The organism is Pyxidicoccus sp. MSG2 (genome assembly GCF_026626705.1).
GTDB lineage: Bacteria > Myxococcota > Myxococcia > Myxococcales > Myxococcaceae > Myxococcus.
This window is the reverse complement of sequence record NZ_JAPNKC010000001.1, coordinates 2,994,494-3,015,581: the sequence shown is the minus strand read 5'-3', so window position 1 is coordinate 3,015,581 and position 21,088 is coordinate 2,994,494. Positions and strand designations below refer to the sequence as shown.

At 71.4% G+C, this 21,088-nt stretch carries 12 protein-coding genes, 17 tRNA genes and 1 pseudogene; 4 read left to right on the top strand and 26 right to left on the bottom strand.

Translation table 11 applies throughout. The annotated features are described in order from the left end of the window. Window positions 1-18: 18 nt before the first annotated feature. The 4 genes from OV427_RS11205 to OV427_RS11190 form a co-directional block, all read right to left on the bottom strand. On the bottom strand, window positions 19-1,659 hold the full coding sequence (locus tag OV427_RS11205) for a ribonuclease J (RefSeq protein ID WP_267856072.1): 1,641 nt from the start codon (window positions 1,657-1,659) through the stop codon (window positions 19-21). 141 nt (window positions 1,660-1,800) lie between these two features. Further along, window positions 1,801-2,274: a hypothetical protein gene (locus OV427_RS11200; protein WP_267856071.1), complete on the bottom strand. Its 474-nt coding sequence runs from the start codon at window positions 2,272-2,274 to the stop codon at window positions 1,801-1,803. A gap of 103 nt (window positions 2,275-2,377) precedes the next feature. Next, on the bottom strand, window positions 2,378-3,862 hold the full coding sequence (locus OV427_RS11195; protein ID WP_267863410.1) for a tetratricopeptide repeat protein: 1,485 nt from the start codon (window positions 3,860-3,862) through the stop codon (window positions 2,378-2,380). Beyond that, window positions 3,820-5,475 carry a protein kinase domain-containing protein gene (locus OV427_RS11190; protein ID WP_267856070.1) on the bottom strand — a complete coding sequence of 552 codons (1,656 nt, stop codon included), beginning with the start codon at window positions 5,473-5,475 and terminating at the stop codon, window positions 3,820-3,822. The genes OV427_RS11195 and OV427_RS11190 overlap by 43 nt, the downstream gene beginning before the upstream one ends. 825 nt (window positions 5,476-6,300) lie before the next feature. Here OV427_RS11190 and OV427_RS11185 point away from each other — a divergent pair. Beyond that, a complete protein-coding gene (locus OV427_RS11185) occupies window positions 6,301-7,197 on the top strand; it encodes a MaoC/PaaZ C-terminal domain-containing protein (RefSeq protein WP_267856069.1) in 897 nt (298 codons plus the stop codon). Window positions 7,198-7,279: 82 nt separating this feature from the next. On the opposite strand, the gene OV427_RS11180 is transcribed toward OV427_RS11185, so the two are convergent. Next, window positions 7,280-8,491: a polysaccharide deacetylase family protein gene (locus OV427_RS11180; protein WP_267856068.1), complete on the bottom strand. Its 1,212-nt coding sequence runs from the start codon at window positions 8,489-8,491 to the stop codon at window positions 7,280-7,282. A 213-nt stretch (window positions 8,492-8,704) separates the two neighbouring features. Between OV427_RS11180 and OV427_RS11175 the strand changes: the two genes are divergently transcribed. Beyond that, on the top strand, window positions 8,705-9,265 hold the full coding sequence (locus tag OV427_RS11175) for a hypothetical protein (protein WP_267856067.1): 561 nt from the start codon (window positions 8,705-8,707) through the stop codon (window positions 9,263-9,265). Window positions 9,266-9,333: 68 nt separating this feature from the next. On the opposite strand, the gene OV427_RS11170 is transcribed toward OV427_RS11175, so the two are convergent. The 21 genes and pseudogenes from OV427_RS11170 to OV427_RS11065 form a co-directional block, all read right to left on the bottom strand. After that, entirely contained in the window at window positions 9,334-10,386 is a 1,053-nt protein-coding gene (locus tag OV427_RS11170; protein ID WP_267856066.1) for a DUF3592 domain-containing protein, read from the bottom strand. Between the two features lie 37 nt (window positions 10,387-10,423). Beyond that, window positions 10,424-13,244, bottom strand: a pseudogene (locus OV427_RS50565) (AAA family ATPase). A gap of 124 nt (window positions 13,245-13,368) precedes the next feature. Continuing rightward, window positions 13,369-13,977 (bottom strand): cytochrome C, encoded by a 609-nt coding sequence (locus tag OV427_RS11155; protein ID WP_267856064.1) that lies wholly within the window; start codon window positions 13,975-13,977, stop codon window positions 13,369-13,371. 245 nt (window positions 13,978-14,222) lie between these two features. Next, window positions 14,223-14,308 (bottom strand) — tRNA-Ser (locus tag OV427_RS11150). 224 nt (window positions 14,309-14,532) lie between these two features. Next, window positions 14,533-15,075 carry an HNH endonuclease gene (locus tag OV427_RS11145; protein ID WP_267856063.1) on the bottom strand — a complete coding sequence of 181 codons (543 nt, stop codon included), beginning with the start codon at window positions 15,073-15,075 and terminating at the stop codon, window positions 14,533-14,535. A 22-nt stretch (window positions 15,076-15,097) separates the two neighbouring features. Further along, window positions 15,098-15,171 (bottom strand) — tRNA-Leu (locus tag OV427_RS11140). A gap of 54 nt (window positions 15,172-15,225) precedes the next feature. Beyond that, window positions 15,226-15,300: transfer RNA gene (locus OV427_RS11135), tRNA-Leu, on the bottom strand. Window positions 15,301-15,396: 96 nt separating this feature from the next. Beyond that, a tRNA-Met gene (locus OV427_RS11130) sits at window positions 15,397-15,468 on the bottom strand. 19 nt (window positions 15,469-15,487) lie between these two features. After that, a tRNA-Arg gene (locus tag OV427_RS11125) sits at window positions 15,488-15,562 on the bottom strand. 13 nt (window positions 15,563-15,575) lie between these two features. After that, a tRNA-Arg gene (locus OV427_RS11120) sits at window positions 15,576-15,650 on the bottom strand. A 6-nt stretch (window positions 15,651-15,656) separates the two neighbouring features. Next, window positions 15,657-15,727 (bottom strand) — tRNA-Ala (locus OV427_RS11115). Between the two features lie 26 nt (window positions 15,728-15,753). Continuing rightward, a tRNA-Thr gene (locus OV427_RS11110) sits at window positions 15,754-15,827 on the bottom strand. Between the two features lie 107 nt (window positions 15,828-15,934). Next, window positions 15,935-16,007 (bottom strand) — tRNA-Phe (locus tag OV427_RS11105). 19 nt (window positions 16,008-16,026) lie between these two features. Then, window positions 16,027-16,096: transfer RNA gene (locus OV427_RS11100), tRNA-Cys, on the bottom strand. A gap of 11 nt (window positions 16,097-16,107) precedes the next feature. Further along, a tRNA-Asn gene (locus tag OV427_RS11095) sits at window positions 16,108-16,179 on the bottom strand. 29 nt (window positions 16,180-16,208) lie between these two features. Then, a tRNA-Gln gene (locus OV427_RS11090) sits at window positions 16,209-16,280 on the bottom strand. A gap of 14 nt (window positions 16,281-16,294) precedes the next feature. Continuing rightward, window positions 16,295-16,365: transfer RNA gene (locus tag OV427_RS11085), tRNA-Gly, on the bottom strand. Between the two features lie 5 nt (window positions 16,366-16,370). Next, window positions 16,371-16,441: transfer RNA gene (locus tag OV427_RS11080), tRNA-Lys, on the bottom strand. Window positions 16,442-16,517: 76 nt separating this feature from the next. Then, a tRNA-Ile gene (locus OV427_RS11075) sits at window positions 16,518-16,588 on the bottom strand. Window positions 16,589-16,608: 20 nt separating this feature from the next. Continuing rightward, window positions 16,609-16,683, bottom strand: a tRNA-Pro gene (locus OV427_RS11070). A gap of 25 nt (window positions 16,684-16,708) precedes the next feature. Next, window positions 16,709-16,793: transfer RNA gene (locus OV427_RS11065), tRNA-Tyr, on the bottom strand. Between the two features lie 659 nt (window positions 16,794-17,452). Here OV427_RS11065 and OV427_RS11060 point away from each other — a divergent pair. Both OV427_RS11060 and OV427_RS11055 read left to right on the top strand, forming a co-directional pair. Next, window positions 17,453-19,159 carry an HAD hydrolase family protein gene (locus OV427_RS11060; RefSeq protein WP_267856062.1) on the top strand — a complete coding sequence of 569 codons (1,707 nt, stop codon included), beginning with the start codon at window positions 17,453-17,455 and terminating at the stop codon, window positions 19,157-19,159. Between the two features lie 45 nt (window positions 19,160-19,204). Beyond that, entirely contained in the window at window positions 19,205-20,992 is a 1,788-nt protein-coding gene (locus tag OV427_RS11055) for an SLC13 family permease (protein ID WP_267856061.1), read from the top strand. Window positions 20,993-21,088 lie beyond the last annotated feature (96 nt).

The following is a 21,088-nucleotide window of genomic DNA, read 5'->3' as shown; positions in this document are numbered from 1 at the left end:
CCGGGGCCCTTACCATACCTACACCCGGACGACCATGGGCACCACCAGGGGGCGCCGGGAGGTGTACAGCTTGAAGGCGCGGCGCACCGCCCGGGTGAGTTCCTCTCGCACCAGGGCGTCATCCCCCCGGAGCTGGGGCGACAGGGCCTCGAAGAGGGTGCGGGCCTCCTGGGCCACCCGGGGCAGGATCACCTGCTCGTCCAGGTTCAGTCCCTGGCCTGACAGTTGAGGCCCGGCCACCAGTCTCTGGTTGTCCCGCTGGAGGACGACGACGGCCGCCACCATGCCCGTCTCGGACAGCCTCACGCGCTCCTGCAGGGCGTCCGGGGTGATGATGCCGCTGCTGGAGCGGTCCTTGAGGACGCGGCCCGACGGCACGCTGCCGCTGAAGCGGCCCCGGCCCTGGTCGAACGTCACCACGTCTCCGTCCTGTGCCAGCAGGCACTGCGCGGGCTCCATCCCCGCCTCGCGCGCGGTGGCGAGGTGCCGGTGCAGGTGGCGGCCCTCACCGTGGACGGGGACGAAGTGGCGCGGGCGCACCAGGTCCAACACCCGCCGCTGCTGTGGCCGGCTGGCGTGGCCGGAGACGTGGACGCCCGGCTCCAGTTGCGCGTAGGCGACCTTCGCGCCGCGCCACTGGAGGTCGTCGATGAGGGCACCCACGGAGCGCTCGTTGCCGGGAATGGGGCGCGAGCTGAGCACCACCAGGTCTCCCGGGTCCAGGCGCACGGGCCCGTCTCCGGAGGCGAGCTGCGACAGTCCCGCGCGGGGCTCGCCCTGCGCGCCGGTGGTGATGACGAGCACGCGGTGGGCCGCCAGTTGCGACACCGTGTCCAGGTGGATGAAGAGCGAGTCGGGCACGTCCAGGTAGCCCAGCTCGCGCGCCATCTCCACGTTGCGGATCATGCTGCGGCCCTGGAGGGCCACCTTGCGCCCCAGCCGCTCGGCCAACGCGAGCAGGTGCCGCACGCGGTGCAGGTTGGAGGAGAAGAGGGCGACGACGATGCGGCCGGTGGCGCCGGTGAAGAGGCGCTCGAAGGTCTGCTCCACCACGCGCTCGCTGCCCGTCTCCTCGGTGAGCTCGGAGTTGGTGGAGTCCGAGAGGAGGCACAGCACGCCTTCTTCACCGGCCTGGCCCCAGCGCTCCAGGTCCGTGCGCAGCCCGTCGATGGGGTCCGGGTCCAGCTTGAAGTCCCCGGTGTGGATGAGGGTGCCCTCGGGGGTGCGGATGATGAAGCCCACCGCGTCCGGCACGGTGTGCGTGACGCGGCTTGCCTCCACCTTGAACGCGGTGCCGACGGGGAAGGGCTCGCGCGGCTCGATTTCGCGCAGGTCCGCCTCCAGCCCCATCTCGTTGAGCCGGTGGCGCGCCATGGCCAGCGTGAAGCGCGTGCCGTAGACGGGGACGGGGACCTCGTTGAGCAGGTAGGGGAGCGCGCCGAGGTGGTCCTCGTGGCCGTGCGTGAGCAACACGCCCTTGAGCTGGGCGGCGTTCTGCTTCAGGTGCGTGAAGTCCGGGATGATGATGTCCACCCCGGGCATCCCCGCCGAGGGGAACATCAGCCCGGCGTCGATGAGCAGCATCTCCCCGCGACAGGCGACGACCATCGAGTTGAGGCCGATTTCGCCGAGACCGCCCAGGGGAATGACGTGAAGCATTTGACGGGAGTCTAAGGACTCACGCCGTCGCGCGCGGTGGAAAGTTGCATGGCGAGGAGGCAGGAGGGCGGCGATGCCCGTTCGCCCGCCCCCCTGGCCGGCGGCATTGGATGCCGGCGGCAGCCTGGAGCCGGCGGCAGCCTAGGAAATGCGGATGGGGATGCCCTTGCCGCGCGTCCCGCCGCAGTCCACCACCTGGCAGGCGAGCCGGAGGAACGGCATGAAGATGTGCGGCAGGCGCACCCAGGGCTTCAGCTCGGTGCCGCACCAGGGCTTCAGGGGCGAGCCGTGCCACGGCCGTAGGGGAAGCGGCGCCGCGTGGGGCTGGGGCTTGCACGCGCTGATGCGGATGGGGATGCCCCGGCCGGAGGGCGGTGCGAACTGGTCGACGATGGCCTCACCCCGGCCCTGGCGCGGGCCGGACGGGCGGGGCGTGGATGGCATGGGCCACCGTGGCGTCTGGGGCAGCAGCTCCTTCAGCACGCGACCCAACAGCCGGAGCTGCGGGAACAGGGCCCGGAAGGCCGGCGTCCGCGCGGAGGCGGCGGACAGCACGGCGGCAGCGGGACGCGAGGCTGTGGGGCTGGCGGGAGCCTGCTGGGCAGCGATTCTCACGGCTTTACTCCGGTCGGGTGGAACGACACCCGCGTAGGACCTCTGCCCTGGTTATCGGGGCGAAGTCCTCCGGAAGTGCTTGGGAAAGCGTCGCCGCGGCATGTCAGGGGGCTTGGGTCCGGGGAGACCCGGAACGTCGGCGCTGGAGCCACTCGCGGACGTTGCCGGCCTCCGCGGAGAAGGTGGCGGCGTCCGAGGCGTAGAAGTCCAGGGCCTGGGCGGCCAGCGCGCGGGCCCGGGGCGCGTCCCTCGAGGCCAGGGCCCTGGCGAGGGCGAAGCGCGTCTTCGCGAGGTCCTCTCCCGGGCCGGGGTTGCTCGTGCGAAGGGCGAGCGCGCGCTCCAGCGAGGCGTGGGCCTCGCGCGACTGTCCCTCGGCCAGCAGGGCCTGCCCCAGTGTGGTGAGCGGAGCGGCCACGTCCGGGTGGTCCTTCTGGAAGGCCTCGTAGGCGGCCACGCCGCGCCGGGCGAAGTCCACCGCGTCGCGCGGTCGGCCCTCGCGCAGGGCCAGCTCCCCGAGCGCCGTCAAATCGGTGGCCGTCTCCGGGTGCGCGGGGCCATAGGCCTTCAGGTCCAGGGCGAGCGCGCGCTCGCGCAGGGGACGTGACTCCGTGTAGCGGCCAAGCGCCTCCAGCGCGTCGGCGAGGTTGTTGAGCGGGTAGCTCAGCGTGGCGCTGTCGGGGCCCAGCGCCTGCTCCTCCAGGGTGATGGCCCGGCGCAGGAAGGGCATGCCCTCCTCGAAGCGGCGGCTGGACACCAGGTGGTAGCCCACGGCGTTGGCGGCCATGGCCGTCTGCGGATGGTCCGGGCCCATCACCCGCTCCGTCGTCTCCAGCACGCGGCGCAGCAGCCCCGCGGCGCGCTCCGTGTCCGGCGTGCGGGACAGGGCCGCGGCCTCGTTGCGCAGCGACTCCACGGTGAGCAGGTGCTCGGCACCGAAGTATTTCTCGCGCAGCGTGGCGGAGCGGCCGAAGGCCTCGGCGGCCTGGGCGTACTGGCCCCGGAGGAAGGCGTTGCGACCCAGGCTCGTCTGGAGCAGCGCCTCCAGCTCCGGGGCGCCGCCTGCGCGCTCGATGGAGGAGCGGGCCTGCGCCACGCTCCACTCCTCGAGCGTGGGCTCGGAGGAGACGGTGGTGACGAGGCGCGCGGCGGCGCGGGCGGCGAGCTGGTCATGGCGGAGGGCCTGCGCGGTGAGGAGGGACTCGCGCAGCGCGGCCTGGGCACGCGCTTCGTCGCCCGTGACGAGTCCGAGACGGCCCTCCAGCTCCAGCGCCTCCGCGAGCACCGGCCGGGCTCCGGACGCGCGCGACTGCTCCAGCGCCGTCTTCAGCTCTTCCCGGGCCTGGGCGTAGCGGCCCGCGTCCACCAGCGCGGTGGCGCGGTCGACGTGGGCGCGCAGGGCCTGCACGCGCTCGCGCTGCTCGGGGGACTCGGGCAGGCCGCGTTGCAGGGCCTCCACGTCCGCGCAGCCGGAGACAGGCGGCAGTCGCTGCGCCGTGTCCAGCGCGGAGTCGAGCGACTCCACGTCCGTCTGTGCGAGCACGCCCGTCACCGCGTCGAGCGCGGAGCGGCGCCGGTCCAGGCAGGCCATGCGCAGCGACAGCACCTCGTCGGACTGGTGGCCGCGTACGCGGGTGGCCTCGCAGGCCTCGCGGTGCATGCCGGTCCACTCGCGCGCGAAGCCGTCGAGCGCCGCCGCCACGCGGGTGAAGGCCGCGGACGCGTGGGGCCGGCCCGTGGCGGTGAAGGCCTTCTGGAGGTCGGCCTTGCGCTGCGCATCCCAGACGCCGGCCAGTCGCGCCTCGGCGCCGAGGCACGGTGCCTGACGCGGTTGCCCACCGACCACGTGACGCCCACGGCGACGGTGAGCAGCAGCGCCGCGGCGGCCACGACGCCACCGCGGCGCCACGTCGCGGACGGGTCCTGGCCGAGCGCGTCCAGCAGCACGGCCATGGACGGGTAGCGGGCCTCGGGGGCGGGAGAGAGGCCGCGTGAGACGGCGCGGAACAGCCAGGCGGGGACGCGGCTGCCCCGGGGCGGCGGGCGCACGCGGCCGGCACTCACCTCGAGGAGGTACTCCGTCGAGCGCTTCCCCTCGAAGGGGAGCTGTTCGTAGAGGGCCTCGTAGAGGGAGGCGCAGAAGCTGAACTGGTCTCCGCGTGCGTCGGTGCGCCCGTCCTCGTGCTGCTCGGGCGGCATGTACGCGGGCGTGCCCATGACGAGGCCGGCCTCGGTGAGGGGCGACTCCAGGAAGTCGTCCTGGAGGATGGGCACCTTCGCGGGCGCGGTGCGCCGGCCGGCCTCCGCCGCCTCGATGTCCGCGGTGGTGCGCGCCAGCCCGAAGTCCGTCACCTGCGCGCGGCCGTCCTGGCTGATGAGCACGTTGGCGGGCTTGAAGTCTCGGTGCACGAGGCCCGCCGCATGGGCCGCCACGAGTCCCCGGCCGGCTTGACGGAAGACCTCCAGCACCTCGCGCCAGGTGCGGTGCTCGGCGCGGAGCCAGTGGCGCAGCGACAGGCCGTCCACCAATTCCATGGCGATGAAGACGCGCCCGGCGAAGGTGCCCGCGTCGTGGACGGAGACGACGTTCGGGTGCGAGAGGCGGGCCATGGCCTGGGCTTCGCGCAGCAGGCGCGACGCACCGTCGGCCCGCGCCACCGTGTTGGCGTCCGGGTGCAGCAGCTTGATGGCGACGCGCCGGTGCAATTCCGGGTCATAGGCGCTGTAGACGACGCCCATGCCGCCGGAGCCCAGCTTGTCGAGGATGTGGTAGCGGCCCACCGAGGCGCGCGAGGACGGCTCACGGTCCGCATGGGCCTTGCGCCCGGGGACGGTGGGGATGGCGTCGGCGGGGGAGAAGGGCTCGGGCGGGAGCGGTGCCTCGGGGCTGGCTCGCTCGGGCGGAGCGGCGCGTGGGCTGGCGTTCTGCGGTGCAGCGGGGCGTGCGCTGGCGCCCGGATGCTGCGAGGGCGGAGGGACGCGGACACTGGCGCCCTGGGGTGGCGCGGGGGGAGGGACGATCAGCGTCACCTGCGCGGGCGGGGTTGCGGAGCTCGGAGCAGGAGAGGCCGGCGCGGCGGTGTGGCTCGGAGCAGGAGAGGCCGGCGCGGCGGCGTGGCTGGGAGCGGAAGAGGCCGGCGCGGCGGCGTGGCTGGGAGCGGAAGAGGCCGGCGCGGTGGCTCGTGCGGCGGAGGCAGGCTGCATGCCCGTGGGGCCAGCTTCTGAAGTCGCGGACGGAGGAGAGGCCGCGGGCTCGGGCGTCGCGGACCGCTTGCCTGCCTTCGAGGGCGCAGGCTGAGCAGCACCGTTGCCAGGTGTCGAAGCCGAGGACGTAGCGGCGCCGACTGACGCGTGCCCCGGGTTTGCCCGTGAAGCCCCCGGGACTGGCGGAGGAGAGACAAGCGTCGGCGCTTCGGGGCGCTCGGGCGGCGGCGAGACAATCGTCGCGGGAACGCGCGGCGCGGGCGGCGGCGACACGAGCGTGGCGGGCTCGGGCGCGACGTTGACCTCCGTGCGCGCCTCCGCGGAGCCCTGGCTCGCCTCCGTCCACGCCTTCGAAAGACGGGCGAGGACGATGGGCTCGGTGACGCCATCCTCATCGACACCGTCCTGTGCGTCGCTTCGCGGTGCGGCAACATTCCTGCCCGTCACTTCGTCTTCCGGCGCGGGGACACGACGGTGCGAAGCCGTACCCGGAGGCGTCACCCGGGCCAGGAGCGCCGCGCACTGACGGCACCCCTCCGCATGGCGACGCAACCGGTTGGCCTCCATGGAGGGAAGCATCCCGGCGGCGAGCGAACGTGCGGTCTTCTCATCGAAGCAGGACACGGCCGGGATGTTCCCCCACGCTCCGTGCCCGTGAGAAGGGGCCCACCCCGGGGCCCGGGGACTTGCTTTCCCCAGGAAACTTCAGGCAGGGCCCGCAACCCGCGCGGATTCCCGTGCACCGGGCATGAGACTCCGCTTCCCGTCAGAAGCAACGCGTGCTGCCATGCGGCGCGTCCGGCCGATTCCCGACAGGAGCCCTCCGTGTCCGCCACTTCGCGTGTCCTCGAGCTCACCTCGCCTCCGCCGCTCGCGCGGGAGCTGCTGCGCGCCGCCGTGGCCCGCCGCCCCTCGCGCCCTGGCGAGGTTCCCCGGCTGGAGGTGAAGCTGCGGCACTTCTCACCGGACCCGGTCCAGCTCGCGCGCTACCGCGAGGTCTGCGGCTTCCCCGCCGACGGATATCTGCCATTGCCCTTTCCCCAGGTGCTCGCCGCGCCGCTGCACATCGCGCTGCTCAACCACCCGGACTTTCCCTACCGGCTGCTCGGCATGATTCACGTGCGCAATCGCATCCACCAGCACCGCCGGCTCGCGGAAGGCACCGCGCTCTCCGTGCACACGTGGGTGGAGGGTCAGCGCGAGGTGCGGCAGGGGCGCGAGCTGGACCTGCACACCCACGTCGAAGTGGAAGGCACGCCCGTCTGGAGCGCCCTCACCACCATGCTCCGCCGCCTCCCCAACGCCGATGCGCGCCCGCGCGAGCCGAAGCCCGCGAACACGTCAGCCGCCACGGAAGAGGACACGCTCTTCGCGAACAGCCGCCCCGCGAGCTGGACGGTGCCGGAGGACACCGGCCGGCGGTACGCGAAAGCCTCGGGGGACTACAACCCCATCCACCTGTATGCCCTCACCGCGCGCTTCTTCGGCTTCCCGCGCGCCATCGTGCACGGCATGTGGACCGTGGGGCGCTGCGTGGCGGAGATGGGCGAGGCCGCGGAGGCACCCGCCCTCACCCTCACCTCGGAGTTCCGCCGTCCGCTGCTGCTCCCCTCGCGCGTGGTGTTCCAGACGGCCCCGAAGAAGGACGGAGCGGTGGCCTATCGCGTGAGGGCCGAGGACGGGCAGCCCCACCTCCACGGCGAGCTGACGCCGGGCGCCTGAGCCACGTCTGTCCATTCCCCCGGGGTGGCTGCGTCGGCGGCTTCTGACGCCGCGCCCCCGGGGGCTTACGCTTCACGGCCGCTCAGGGAATTAGCGAGACGTCATCCAGGTACACCGTGCCCTGGTCCCCGCCCGATGTGTCCTGGAAGTACAGGTCCACCAGCGTCCCCGACGAGATTCCCAGGCTGCTCAGCGGCACCGTCACCTTCTGCCACGTGCCCGCTGCGATGGGCGCCCCCAGCGCCGAGTCCAGCGACACCGCCCCGAGCGTCTGCGTGCCGTCATGGAGCACCAACTGCACGGACTGTCCGCCCGTGGTGCCGCCGTGCACCCACAGCTCGAGGGCCTGGTACCCGGACAGGTCCACCCCCGAGTGGTGGAACATCAGCCCCGACCAGCCGTCCGGCTCGAAGCGGATGGCGCTGGAGCCCGCGTGCACCACTCCCGTCTCGTCGAGCGAGTGCGTCGCCCAGCTCCAGTCCTGGAAGCCGCCCTCCAGCGCGTCCACGTAGATGGGCAGGCCCACCGTCGGGTCCGGCTCCGTCTTCCCCTCCATCATCGCCACGCCCTGGGACAGCGTGACGGTGAGCGCGCCGCGCGTCCGGAGGTAGTCGAGGATGGCCGCGAAGTTGGCCGTCTTGTACTGCGTGTCGCGCGTGGGCGTGCCGTCCACGAACTCGTGGAACACGAGGATGAGCCAGCTCTTCTCGGCGATGGCCTGGTCAATCCACCCGCGCACCGTGGCCACCGTCACCGTTCGCGCCACGTCATTGGCGCGCAGCTCGTACACCACCGTGTCGCGGAAGTTGCGGCCGGCGCTCACGGTGCGGCTGCTGGCGTAGTGCTGCTTGATGCCCGTGAGCACGGCGGCGTTGTAGATGCCATACGGCACCGCGAAGTGCGGCACGGCGGGCAGGTTCAGGTTGCTCACCAGCCATGCCTGCGAGTCCTGCAGCTCGGAGGTGAGCTGGGGCGCGGTCAGCGTCGTCAGGTCCGGGTGCGTGAGCGTGTGGCTGGCGATGTCGTTGCCCTCGCTGACGAGCGTCCTCACCTGGGTCGTGGTCATGTAGCCGCCCCAGCCCTGCGCGAGGGCATTGGTGATGAGCGCGTAGGTGGCGTCCATGTTCCGCGCGTTGAGCGCCGGACGCGCCTTCGTGTACTGCGTGGCCCAGCCGTCATCCAGGGTGATGGTCACCATCCCCTGCGCGAAGGGGTTGGCGGCGGACGCGGGCAACGCCAGCGCCAGGAAGCACAGCGTGACAATCCCTCTCAAAGCCTTGCGTGAGTCCAACATGGGGTTCCCCCTCCCGGCGCCACGCGGGTGCGGCGCGGAGGGAGGGGGCGATAGCAGACGTCCCACACGCCGGGCAATCGAGCAGACGTGCCCGCCAGTCCTCGCATGGCGGCTGCCTCGGAGCCGTAAACCGGCGGGAAAAGGATGGGATTCAGGATGCGATTCACCCTGTTCGACAGGACTCCGCAGCACTTCACGAAAGGGATACGTCACATGAGGAAGATCGCGGCGCTCGCATGCCTGTTGGGACTGCTTGGGGCTCTCCCCGCCACCGCTGCCGAGCTCAAGGACGTATTCGGCAGGGAGGTTCCCATCGGCCAGGGGCGCCCCACGTTGGTGCTCTATGCCAATCGTGGCACTCGTGACGAGCTGCGTCAGAGCGTCTACAAGTTCATCTACGGCGTGCGCGAGCAGAAGCCCATCGTCGTGGTGCGCGTGGACCTGCGGGACGTGCCCGGCCTCTTCAAGGGCATGGCGAAGGGTGAAATCAAGAAGAGCCACCAGGAGTCGCTCGACCTGATGAGCAAGGAGTTCCGTGCGCACGGGCAGGCGGCGCCAGCGGAGATGGACGCGTCGCTCTTCATGGTGGCGGACTCCAAGGGTGAGCCTCACAACTCCGTCGGCCTGAAGAAGGGCTTCGACCAGGTCGTCGCGACGGTGCTGAACCCCGCCGGGCAGGAAGTGGCCCGAGGACCCTTCCCGGACAGCGCCAGCAAGCTCAGCCAGGCCCTGGGTGCGAGCTCTCCGGCCCGGGTGGCTGGCAGGACGCCCTGACGTGAAGGGTCACCGGCCGGGTGGCCGCTGACACGGAAGCACGCCGCGGGTGGCCTCTCCTGGAGGGGTCACCCGCGAACTCGTTTGCTCCCACTCCATGTGATGTCTGTGTTGGAAGTGGGGGGCATCCTGCCGAGCCTCAACTGGGAGCGCAGCCAGGCCGCCAGGGCCTCCGCCCGCTGCGCGTCGGACACGTCGCTGATGACCTCCCGGCGGGGCCCGTCGTTACCGGGCAGCTCGAGGGTGGGGCGGTACGTCGTCCGGGTGCCCTTGCCCGTCTTCTGCTGGTGGGGCTCCACCGTGACGGCCTGGACCTCATCCCACGCCACGTCCAGCCGCGCGTTGCGCCCGGAGATGGCGGGCAGGGACAGCCGCCGCGCACGTGCGTCCACCATGAGGTCGTAGTGGCCGGACACCACGCGCGCCCGCGTCCACCGAAACGCGTACACCCCCGCCGCCACGACGGCCCCCCAGGTGACGAGGGCCACGGGCAGCGGCGGGTCGAAGTCCGTGGGGATGCCCACGATGAACATGGACGCGAAGCCCGCTCCGCCCGCACCGGAGGCCGCCGCGAGCTTCGGTGAAATGGCATTGAGCGCCACGTGCAGCCTGCCTTCCTTCTGCACGGGCACCACCTCCGTGTCCTCGGGCCGTTTGCCCCGGAGCGCGCCGAGCGCCATGCCCACCATCACCAGGTTGAAGGGCAGGAGGAACAGCAGCAGGAAGAGGTCTCCCCCGTTGATGCCGGGCTCCAGCACGGAGTCGGTGGCCTCCGGAGCGTGGAACACCGTGACGGGCGAGCCCACGGGGTAGCGCTCCACCAGCGCCTCCGCCGCACCCCGGTTGGAGGTGCTCCAGCTGGAGAAGCGGTGCTGGTGGCCCTCGTAGGGCCTGCCGTCGACGGAGTAGGTGTACCGCACGGCCAGCTTGTACGTGGTGCTCTTGCTGCCCCGGGACGTGCTGACGGAGCTGTGGGTGATGGTGCCCGGGGCCTCGGGCCAGGCCGTCGCCCGGAGGCCCTTCAACATGCCGTGGAAGGCGAACCCATCCGCCACCAGGGTGATGGAGGACCAGAAGAGCAGAAACACCAGCGGCACGGACGCGCCCAGCATGCGGAGCATGGGCCGCATCCTACCCGGAACCTGGAGGGCCTCGGGTTCAGCTCCCCGTGGCGGGCGGCTCCGCGGGGGGACGGGAAATCCACGCGGCGATGAACACGTCCAGCTCGCCGCGCATCACGTCCTTCACGCGCGGGCTGCCGGCGCCGGTGCGCGGGTCCTCCACGCGGGCGCCCCGGCCCACGTAGTAGCGCCGGGCCTCGTCCGTGGAGCCACCCTGGCCGGCCACACAGCGCGCGGCGATGTCCTTCAATTCATCCAGCTCGCCCGCGCCGGTGAGGGTGAGCACGCGTCCGGTGGACTCGTCCTTCACCGTCACCTCCGTGCGCACGCGCTGCAGGTAGGAGCCCTCGTGGCTCTTCACCGGCCGGCCCTGCACGTCCAGCAACTCCAGGTCGTCTTCCGACAGCGCACCGCCCCGGTGCACGCGCACGTACGCGCGCTGGCGCTTCTCGTCCTCCAGACGCCGGTGCAGGCCCGCCTCACCCGCGAGGAAGCCATACGCTCCCGGGCCGGCGATGCGCACCACCACGCGCGCGGGCTCCTCCGCCTCGGCCACCGCCACGGCCTCGTAGCCGCGCCGCTGCGCCCAGCCCAGGTACATGGTGGCCAGCTCCTGCACCCACGCGTCCTGTGCCTCCGCCGCGTCGCTGGCGCAGATGTCCACCAGCGCCTCGTTGTCCTGCTGCGTGGCGCCGGACGCGTGCAGCGCCTCGGCCATCTGCACCTCGCGCGCGACGTCCTCCACCTGCTTCGCCGCGGAGGCGAGCTGCACCTCGTTCTTCGCCTCGCGCACCAGCCGGCGCGCGAAGAGGCACGCGGCCTCCAGCCGCTCCAATTCGTTGAGGTGCGCCTCCACCGAGCGGAAGGCGCGGATGACCTCCGCCGCGCGCGTGGGGTCGTCCCAGAGGTTGGGCGCCTGCGTCTCCGCCAGCAGCGCCGCGCGCCGGGTCTCCAGCTCCGGCCGGCCCGAGGACACCGCCAGCGCGCGCGTCTTGCCCACCAGCCGGTCCATCTCGAACAGGAGCGACTTGCGGTCCAACCGCCGCTTCACCGGGGCCGCGCGCGGACGGCAGCAGCAGCTGCGCGGTGGGGGAGGGCGGCGCGGCGGGAGGCTCGGCCACGGCCACCACCCGGCTTCCGGGCCGCGTCTCCACCCGCACCGGCGTGCCCGGAGGCAGCGGCTTGCGCGCAATCTCCACCGCCAGCGCCGCGGTGAGCGTCTTCTCGATTTCACGTTGCAGGTAGCGCGCACCGAACTGCGGCGAGTAGCCGCGCTCCACAAGAAGGTCCACCACCTGCGGCGTCACCTCCACGTCCAGCGAGCGCGCGCGGATGCCCTCGCGCTCCAGCACGCGGCCCACCTCGCGCTGGGCAATCTTGCGGATGTCCACCTTGGACAGCGGCCGGAAGTGGCAGATGGCGTCGAAGCGGTTGAGGAACTCCGGGCGGAAGGACTCGCCGATGCGGCGGTCCACCTCCGTCACCATCTCCTCCGCGCGCTTGTGGCCCACGAATCCCATGCCCGACTCGCGGTACACCTCCGCGCCCACGTTGGACGTGGCGACGATGAGCGTGTTGTTGCACGACACCGTCTCGCCCGCCCCGTTGACGAAGGTGCCCTCGTCGAAGAGCTGGAGGAAGCGGTCGTGCACGCTGCGCGCCGCCTTCTCGAACTCGTCGAGCAGCAGCACGGTGAACACCTTCCCGTCGAGCAACGCGCTCAGCTCGCCCCGCCGCGTCTCCAGCGCCGGGGCCCACGCCGCGCCGAAGGGGACGCTCTCGTCGCCGTCGTTGGGGTAGTCCGCCATGTTCAGGCGCACCAGCCTGTCCGCCGAGCCGAAGAGGTACTCCGCCAGCAGCTTCGCCAGCTGCGTCTTGCCCACGCCGGTGGGGCCCGCGAACAGGAACACGCCCAGCGGGCGGCGCGGGTCATTGAGGCCCGCCTTGAGCAGCGCCACCGAGCGCAGCACCGCGCCCACCGCGTCCGTCTGGCCGAGCAGCCGCTCCCCGAAGAAGCGCTCCGTCTCGTCCAGATCGAGCGGCATCGCGTCGTCCACCACGAAGCGCGGCAGGCGCGTGGCGGAACAGAAGCGGGTGAGCACGTCCTCGGGACCGACGTGGTCCTTGGCCGCGCCCGCGGCCTCCGCCGCCGTCTCCTTGAGCAGTTCAATCGCCTTGCGCGGCATCCGCTGCGCGAGCAGGAACTTGGCCGACAGGCGCAGGGCGAGGTCACACGCGGCCGGGTCGATGGGCAGCCGCAGCTCCTTCTCCAGCTCCTCCGCCACGCGGCCCAGCACCCAGCGCGCCTTCTCCAGCGGGGGCTCGTGCAGGGGCAGCAGGTGGAGCCGCTCCGCGAGCGCCTCGTCCGAGCGCAGCAACTCCTGCACGCGCTTGGGCTCCGTCTCGAAGATGAAGCGGAGGCCGCCGGTGCGCAGCGCGCGCACGGCCACCGGGGCCAGGGGGCCACCGAGGGCCGCCGGCAAATCACGGATGTAGACGATGGGACAGGAGTGACGGCCCAGGTGCGCGAGCAATTCCTCGAAGCTCTCCGCGGCCTGGCGCTGGGTGCTGCGCGCGAGGATGTTGGCGACGGACACCTCCACCAGCCGTCCCTGGGCCAGCTCGGCGTCCACGCGCCCTTCCGCGATGCGGCGGGCCACCTCCTGGACGAGGGCGCTCTTGCCCACGCCGGGCTCGCCCGCCAGCAGCGGGTGCTTGCCCCCGCGGGTGAGCAGGCCGAGCACCTCCGTCACGGCGGCGTCCACGCCATGGGCGGCCGGCAGCTTGCCCTCCCGCGCCAACGCGGTGAGGTCGCGGTCGATGAGCCGTTCCTGGTCCTCGCTCTTCCTCGTCGCCATGTCGTCAGACGCCCCCTCGCCGGTTGCGCACTCTAACCTTGCTGAACCGCCGTGGTGAGCGCGCAATCCCGAGGAGTCGCCAGCGGGCCCCGGATGGCCGGGGCCGGGCGGCGAGTGGCCGCTCTCAGGGCACCGGGGCGGGCGTCGTCCCTGGCTGGGCCGGGGGAATGGCCCGCAGGTACTCGTAGATGGCCCGCAGGTCCGCGTCCCGCATCATCCCGTAGATGGGCCAGGGCATCACCTGGAGGATGGCCCCGCTCGGCTCCCGGCCGGTGCGCATCAGGGCGAGGAACTCCTCATAGGTGAGACCCGCTGGCAGGCCCTGGGCGTTGGGGGTGAGGTTCCGGGACACCACACCTGGAGGGAAGCTCACCCCGCCCGCGAGGAAGTTCGTGGCATTCACCTGCGTCGGCTCTCCCAGGAAGGGATTGCCGCCGGGGGCAAAGGGCGGGTTGGTATGGCAGTCATTGCAGGCCGCCTGGGAGTTGACGATGTAGCTGCCCAGCCCCACCAGGTCCCGGTCCAGCCCCGTCAGGTTGACGGGGACGGGGGAGTGCATCAGCCCCATCTCGATGCGTTCGCGGTCCTCGGCTCCCACCGGGACCTGGCTCTGCTCGTCCTGTGGAAAGTCCTGCGTGGTGCCGTCCGACCCGCAGCCGAGGGCAAGTCCCGTCGCGACGGTGAGCAACCCCAGCCCCGCCGCCGCCCAATGGCCCATCCGGAAGTCCTTCATGTGCTCGCGTCCTTTCCCTGCTCCCGGGGGGGCCCGGTGGCAGGGAGGCTAGGGACGGCGCGGCGTGCGGCCATGCTGCGTGCCGGTGTGGGGCCCGAGTCACCCGGTGCACACCCGGTGAAGGGCCCGGCCCCACGGGGCAGGGAGAGCGGAAGTCGGAGGACTCGAACCTCAAGCCGGAGTTCCGGCTCGCACCCGGTAGCAGCGGGGCCTGGCGCCATCGCCAATCCAACTTCCAGAAAAGACGGAGCAGGGTGGAGTCGAACCACGAGCCCACGAGGGGCTCTCCTGGTTTCCAACCAGGCGACCGGCCACCCGGTCTGCATGCTCCAGAAAAGACAGCGGAAGGCAGGGGACTCGAACCCCAAGCGCGGTGCGCTCGCACCGTTTTCGAAACGGGCCGCCGGCCTCCGGCGTCGACCTCCCAGGTGAAAAGTGCCGGCAGCAGCGTTCCCGCCTGCCGGCGCGCGGGGAGGTCCGCGTGGAGCGGGAGGCCCACCTCTGGTGGGACCTCCTAGGGGCCACCTCTGGTGGTTCCCCTATTGCTCCGCGACCTCACTCCTCCAGCTCCACGTGCCAGTACGCCATGTCACCGAGGAACTTGGCCCACGACACGGGCATGCCCTTCTCGAACAGGAAGGTCAGGTGCATTGCCTCGGGCAGCTTCTTCGGCTTCGCCGGCGTGCTGCGCAGCGCCATCTTCGCCACCACCGGCGTGCGGTTGCCCTTCTTCTGGTTGCAGGGCACACACGCGATGACGACGTTCTCCCAGCAGGTCTTGCCACCCTGCGCGCGAGGGAGGACGTGGTCGTACGTGGCCTCGGGCCGCGACACCTTGCTGCCGCAGTACTGGCAGCGACAGTTGTCGCGCAGGTACACGTTCTCCCGGCTGAACTTCACGCCCTTGGGACCCCGGCGCAGCCCGCGGATGAAGCGGATGACGGACGGCATCTTCACCGCCACCGTCACCGAGCGCACGAAGCGGTCCTCGTACTCCTCGACCACCTCGACCTTGCCCTGGAAGATCAACATCACCGCGCGCTGCCAGGGGACCCGCGCGACGGGCTCGTAGGATTGACTCAGTACCAGCGTCTCCATGACACGGCGCCTCTCGGGTTGATGTCCACGGCGAGATTCGAACTCGCACTCGGCCGGGTTTGAGCCGGCGGCCTCTCCCAATTGGGCTACGTGGACGTGCTTCGGGAGTTTCTCTGACGACACCTCTGTACGACTCACTGCGACTGCATGTGCCGGAAGCGGGAGTCGAACCCGCACTCGCCAGGTTCTCGACCTGGTGCCTCTACCTGGTTGGGCTATCCCGGCATGGGAACTACAGAGTGCACGCCCCGGGGATCGAACCCGGCAGATACGGTGTGTGGGACCGTCGCCGTCTCCAGCTGGCTCGGCGTGCATGAAGAGTTGCGGAGCAGGGAGTCGAACCCTGCGACCCGGGCTTATGAGGCCCAGTGGGACGTCCGGTCCCACTCCGCATGAAAGACGTTGGTGTGTGTGCTCCCGGCAGGACTCGAACCTGCGACCGTGCGCTTAGGACGCGCCCGCTCTGAATCCACTGAGCTACGGAAGCGTGGTGTGACAGATGCCTCTGGCAGGGCTCGAACCTGCGGCCTCACGGTTCGGAACCGTGCGCTCTCATCCCACTGAGCTACAGAGGCGTGAAGTGGAACCACCGGGATTCGAACCCGGACATCTCGGGTGCAAGCCGAGCGCTCTCCCATTGAGCCATGGCCCCATGAAACGGTACCGCGGTGCGACGAGTGCTCCCGGTCGGGTTCGAACCGACGACCCCCGGTTTACGAAACCGGTGCTGCTACCAGCTGAGCTACAGGAGCGTCTGAAACAGGCCGCCAGGGTGTTGATCCCCGCTGGCTTCGATTTGGAGTCGAGGCTGCTCCCCGGAGCGCGGCCTATGAAGGTGCTGCTTGCTGCGTGCTGCGAGTGCCGGCCCCCGGAATCGAACCGAGTCCTCCTGTGCTTCAGACAGGCGCGCGGACCACCTACGCCAGGCCGGCATGTGTTGCGGTGAGAGAGAGGCCAGTGCGGGAGTCGAACCCGCCTCAAACGGTTTTGCAGACCGCTGCCGCCCCAGGCGGAACAGGCCATGTGAATCAGCTCCCCGGGAAGGACTCGAACCTTCAACCCCGCGGTTAACAGCCGCGTGCTCTGCCATTGAGCTACCGGGGAATGTGCTGCGCTTGCTGCGTGCTACCGAGAACCAGGGGCAGGAATCGAACCTGCGCTTGCGGAGTCAGAATCCGCCGTCGTAGCCGTTTGACCACCCTGGTAGAGAAGACGTGAAAGCGGGTGACGGGATTCGAACCCGTGTCCTCGGTATGGGAGACCGAAGTCCTGCCGCTGGACGACACCCGCGTGAGTACCTCCGGAGGGATTCGAACCCTCACCGCCCGGGTAAGAGCCGGGTGCTCAGCCGTTGAGCTACGGAGGTGTTTGCGTGCCGCCCCTGATGTGAGCGGGCGGCGTGCTTTCACCACTGCGATTCAGTTGTCAGAGAGTTGCTGCTGTCGGGGCACCCGGAGTCGAACCGGGACCGCCCGCTTATCAAGCGGGAGCTCTGCCTTTGAGCCATACCCCGTGCACTGCATGTGCTGCGTATCTGGGTGACAGGATTTGAACCTGCGGCCTCACGGACCCGAACCGTGCGCTCTGGCCAGACTGAGCTACACCCAGGAGTGGTGCTGCGAATCTGCGGTGATGGGGACGCTGGGAGTCGAACCCAGCGGGCCCTCTCGGGCTCCAGCTCTACAGGCTGGCGCGTCTCCGTAACGCTCTACGTCCCCGGATGGAGCGGGAGCCCAAAAGCCGAGAGGCCGGGGTCCCTTTGGGGAGCCCGGCCTCTGCATGGCTTCGCGTGTCGGAGACACAGCGGGAGCGTCAGCAGGAGTCGGGCGAGAGGCCGTGATACGAGCGGAGTCCCACGGAAAAGCTCGGGACGGCGGCGGGGCGCATGCACGGGAGGACAGAGATGCTGTGCCAGGGGTTGTTGTTCTGAATCTGGGACTGCGTCGGGCTCTTCCGGTTCGTCGTGTTCATGGCCACCGCTCCTTTCATGGGGGACTGACGCGGCGATAATTCGTCCCTGACAGCGCGGTGATTTCTTTTTTCCGTGCGGGAGGGCAGGGGGAAGAAGCGACGCGCAGGAGGGGTTGCTCCCAAGGAGGTCGAGATGCCCACGTCGCTGCTGCCAGCCCCCGGGAAGCACCACACCCGCCGGGCAGGGCCGCGCCTTCGTTCGTGCATCCGTCACCGGGCTGCCGCCTGGCTCCTCGCTCGCGCAGGGACGCCTCGCTCGTAGAGGGGTCTCGCGCTTGCTGAGTGGAGCTCGTGCTCGCCGCACCGCGTGACCGCACGCGGGAGTGCCGCGCCGTGGGCACCCGCCCCACGTGTCGCTCCGACCATCCCCCTGAGTCTTCATCCCACCCCTGCCCCCGGGAGTGCCATGCGCTACCTCGCCCTTGCCATGAACCTGGATGGAACCCTTGCGACCGGCGGCCGTGCCGATGAGGCCGCGCTGGCGGCGCTCTCGCGCCTGCGCCGCACCGGGCGCCGCGTCATCCTGGTCACCTCGCGAAGGCTCGCGGACCTCACGTCTGTCTTCTCGTCCCTGGAGCCCTTCGACTGCGTCGTCGCGGAGAACGGCGCGCTCCTCTACTGGCCCGCGCGCCGTGAGAGCACGGCCCTTTGCCGCCCGGTTCCCGAGTCCTTCGTCCGCGCGATGCTCCAGCGCGGTGTCACCCCGCTCGTGCGCGGCCAGGCGGTGGTCTACGCCCCGCGCACCCAGGCCCGCACGTTCGTCGAGGCCGTGGGCGAGCTGGGCCTCGAGCTGCAGGTCATCTTCGCCGGGGAGCGCGTCCTGGCCGTGCCGCCGGGCATCAACAAGGGGGAGGGACTGCGTGAGGCCCTGCTGTCGCTCGGGATGTCCGTGCACGAGGTCGTCAGCCTCGGTGCCGGCGCCAACGACCACTCGCTGCTCGACGTGAGTGAGTGCGCGGTGGCCGTCGCCAACGCTCTACCGGCGCTCAAGGAGCGGGCCGCCTTCACGACGCGCGGCGCGGCGGGCGCGGGGGTGGTCGAGCTCGTCGAGGAGCTGGTCCAGCACGACCTCCGGACGGACGGAGCATGGACACCTCAAGACTCGCTGACCCTCGGGTACGGCCCGTCGGGTGAGCGCGTGGGCATCCCCGCGTACGGCGAGAATCTCCTCGTCGTCGGGCCACGCGGTGAAGAGGGGGCCAGCTACGTGCAGGGCTTCCTCGAGCGCCTCCTCCAGCGGCGGTACCAGCCCTGTGTCATCGACTGCATCGGGGACTTCGAGCCGCGCGACGACATGGTGAAGCTGGGTGACAGGTTGCACGTCCCCCGGGTGTCCCAGGTGATGGCGGCGCTGACGGCCCCCGCCGTGAAGCCCGTGGTGAGCCTGGCCGCGCTGGCGCCCGAGGCGCAGCCCGGCTTCTTCCGCGAGCTGCTCCCTGCGCTCGAGGGGATGCGGCTGCGGACGGGGCGTCCCCACTGGCTCATCGTCAACGGCGCGCAGCGCCTGTGGCCTGCCGGGGCGCGGGACGCTCTTCGCGACGCGCCGAAGCTCGGGGAGACGCTCCTGCGGGTCGAAGACCCGGGCGCGGTGGCGCGCCCCATCCTCGAGCAGATGGACGTCGCGGTGGGAGTGGGGCCGGCGTCTGCCCGGGCCCTCCAGCAGTTCGCCGGGGCAATCGAGGAGACGGCGCTGCACCTGCCCCTGTCCGCGGGGGCGGAGCATGCGGTGCTCGCCTGGTTCATCGCGGAAGGGCGCTGGCCGCTGCGGCTCCGGGCACCGCCGCGGCGGGCCGAGCGCCTGCGCCGTGTCCCCGAGCAGGTGGAGGGGGACCTGGGCGCGCTTGGCTTCACCTTCCGGGGCCGTCGCGGGCGGACCGGCCCGCGAGCACACAACCTGCGCGCCTTCTGCCGCCTGGCGGCGCAGGTGGACGACGACACCTGGCTCTTCCACCTCTGGAACGGAGACTTCTCACGCTGGCTCCGGGACGCGCTGCACGACGACGCGCTCGCCCGGAAGGTCGCCGCCATCGAGTGCCGCTACGAGCTGCCCGCGGCGGACAGCCGCCGCGAGGTGTGCGGCGCCATCACCCACCATTACGCACTGGCGGCCTGAGGCGGGGGCGGCGGGTGCGCCCGAGCATCCCCCCAGGAGCGTCACATGTTCACCGATATCTCGCTCGTGCTGGCCATCGTGCTGGTGACCATCATCCTCTTCTCCCTGGAGCGAATCCCGCTCGAGGTCACCTCGCTGGCCGTGGTGTGCCTGCTGGGGCTCACGGGCGTGCTGACGCCCGCGGAGGCCTTCGCTGGGTTCTCCAACGAGACGGTCATCTTCATCTTCGCGCTGCTGGCGATGACCGAGGGGCTGGCCTCCGCGGGGGTGATGCACCGGGCCGGCGCCTGGCTGTCCCACCTGGGCCGGCTCGGGCCGAGGGGCTTCCTGCTGGGGGTGATGGTCCTGGTCGCGGCCTTCTCCTCGGTGGTCTCGAACACGGTCACCACGGCGGCCTTCCTGCCGGTCGTCCTGCGCGGGGCGAAGGCCGCGGGGCTGCGCCGCAGCTGGGTGCTGATGCCGCTCGCCTTCGCGTCCATGTTGGGAGGGATGGGCTTTCTCTACGGCACCTCCACCAACCTGGTGGTCTCCGCGCGCCTGGAGGACCTCGGCCTCGGGCCCATCGGCCTCGTCGAGCTGACACCCGTCGGGCTGCCCCTGGCGCTCCTGGGAATCGCGCTGGTCGTCTTCCTGGCGCCCCGGCTCCTGCCCGTCCGCGCGGGCACGGAGGCGGACGGAGGGCAGGGCCGCCACTTCGTCACCGAGGCCCGGGTGCCCCACGGCTCCCGGCTCGTGGGCAAGGGGCTGGACTGGCTCGAGCGACGCGTGGGGCTGGAGGTGGTGTCGCTCACGCAGGCCGGCTCCATGCTGGCACCGGGGCCGGGCGTCCTCCTCGCGCCGGGGGACCGGCTGCTGCTCAGCGGGCGACGCCGGGACATCCTGCGTCCGGTGCAGCTGCGCGGCCTGGAGACGGCGCACGGCGTGGACACGCGCACGGCGCGGCGCGGGCCGGAGCCCGTGCTCGCCGAGGCCATCGTCCAGCCGACGAGCGGGCTCGTGGGAGCCCGGGTGGGCGACGTGGGCTTCTCGCGGCGTTTGGGCGTCCGCCTGCTGGCGCTGCACCGCCACCCGTCCATCCAGCGGCCCCTGCGCTCACGGGAGCTGGGCTCCCTGCGCAACGTGCGGCTGCAGCCGGGAGACGCGCTGCTGCTCGCGGGCCCGCGCGAGCGACTTCACGCGCTGGTGGACGCGCCCACGCTGCTCCTGATGCCGGACCTGGGCTTCCTGCCGGTGCCACGCCGCTCGAGGGCGCTGCTCGCCGGCCTCATCTTCGTCGCCGCGCTCGTGGCGGGCTCGAGCGGCGCGGTGTCCCTGGCGTTCGCGGGCGTGGCCGGCGTGCTGCTCATGGTCCTCACCGGGTGCCTGGACGCGAAGCTCGTGTTCCGCATCGACTGGCGGGTGGTGCTGCTCATCGGGTCCATGATGGCGCTCGGGCTCGCCATGGAGAAGAGCGGGGCGGGGCAGTGGCTCGGCGGCTTCGCCGCGGGGCTCGCGGAGGTGGGCGGCCCCCGCCTGGTGCTGCTGTGCCTGATGGTGCTGACCGTCGTCCTCTCGATTCCGATGAGCAACCAGGCCGCGGCGCTCGTCGTGCTGCCGGTGGGGCTGAGCGCGGCGGCGGGGCTGGGCGTGGACCCGCGCGGCTTCGCCATGGGGATTGCGCTCGCGGCGTCGTGCTCGTTCCTCACGCCCCTCGAGCCGAGCTGCATGCTCGTCTACGGGCCCGGGCGCTACCGCTTCAGCGACTTCCTTCGACTCGGAGGGCCGCTCACCGCGCTGATGCTCGCCGCGCTCGTGCTGATCGTCCCCTGGGTGTGGCCCCTGCACGGGCGGTGAGGTCCGTCTGCTCACGCACGGCCGGTTGCCAAACGGCGTTGGCGCACTAGACTCCCTGGCATGGATGCGGAGGGCCGCTCGGCCCTCCACGGTGTG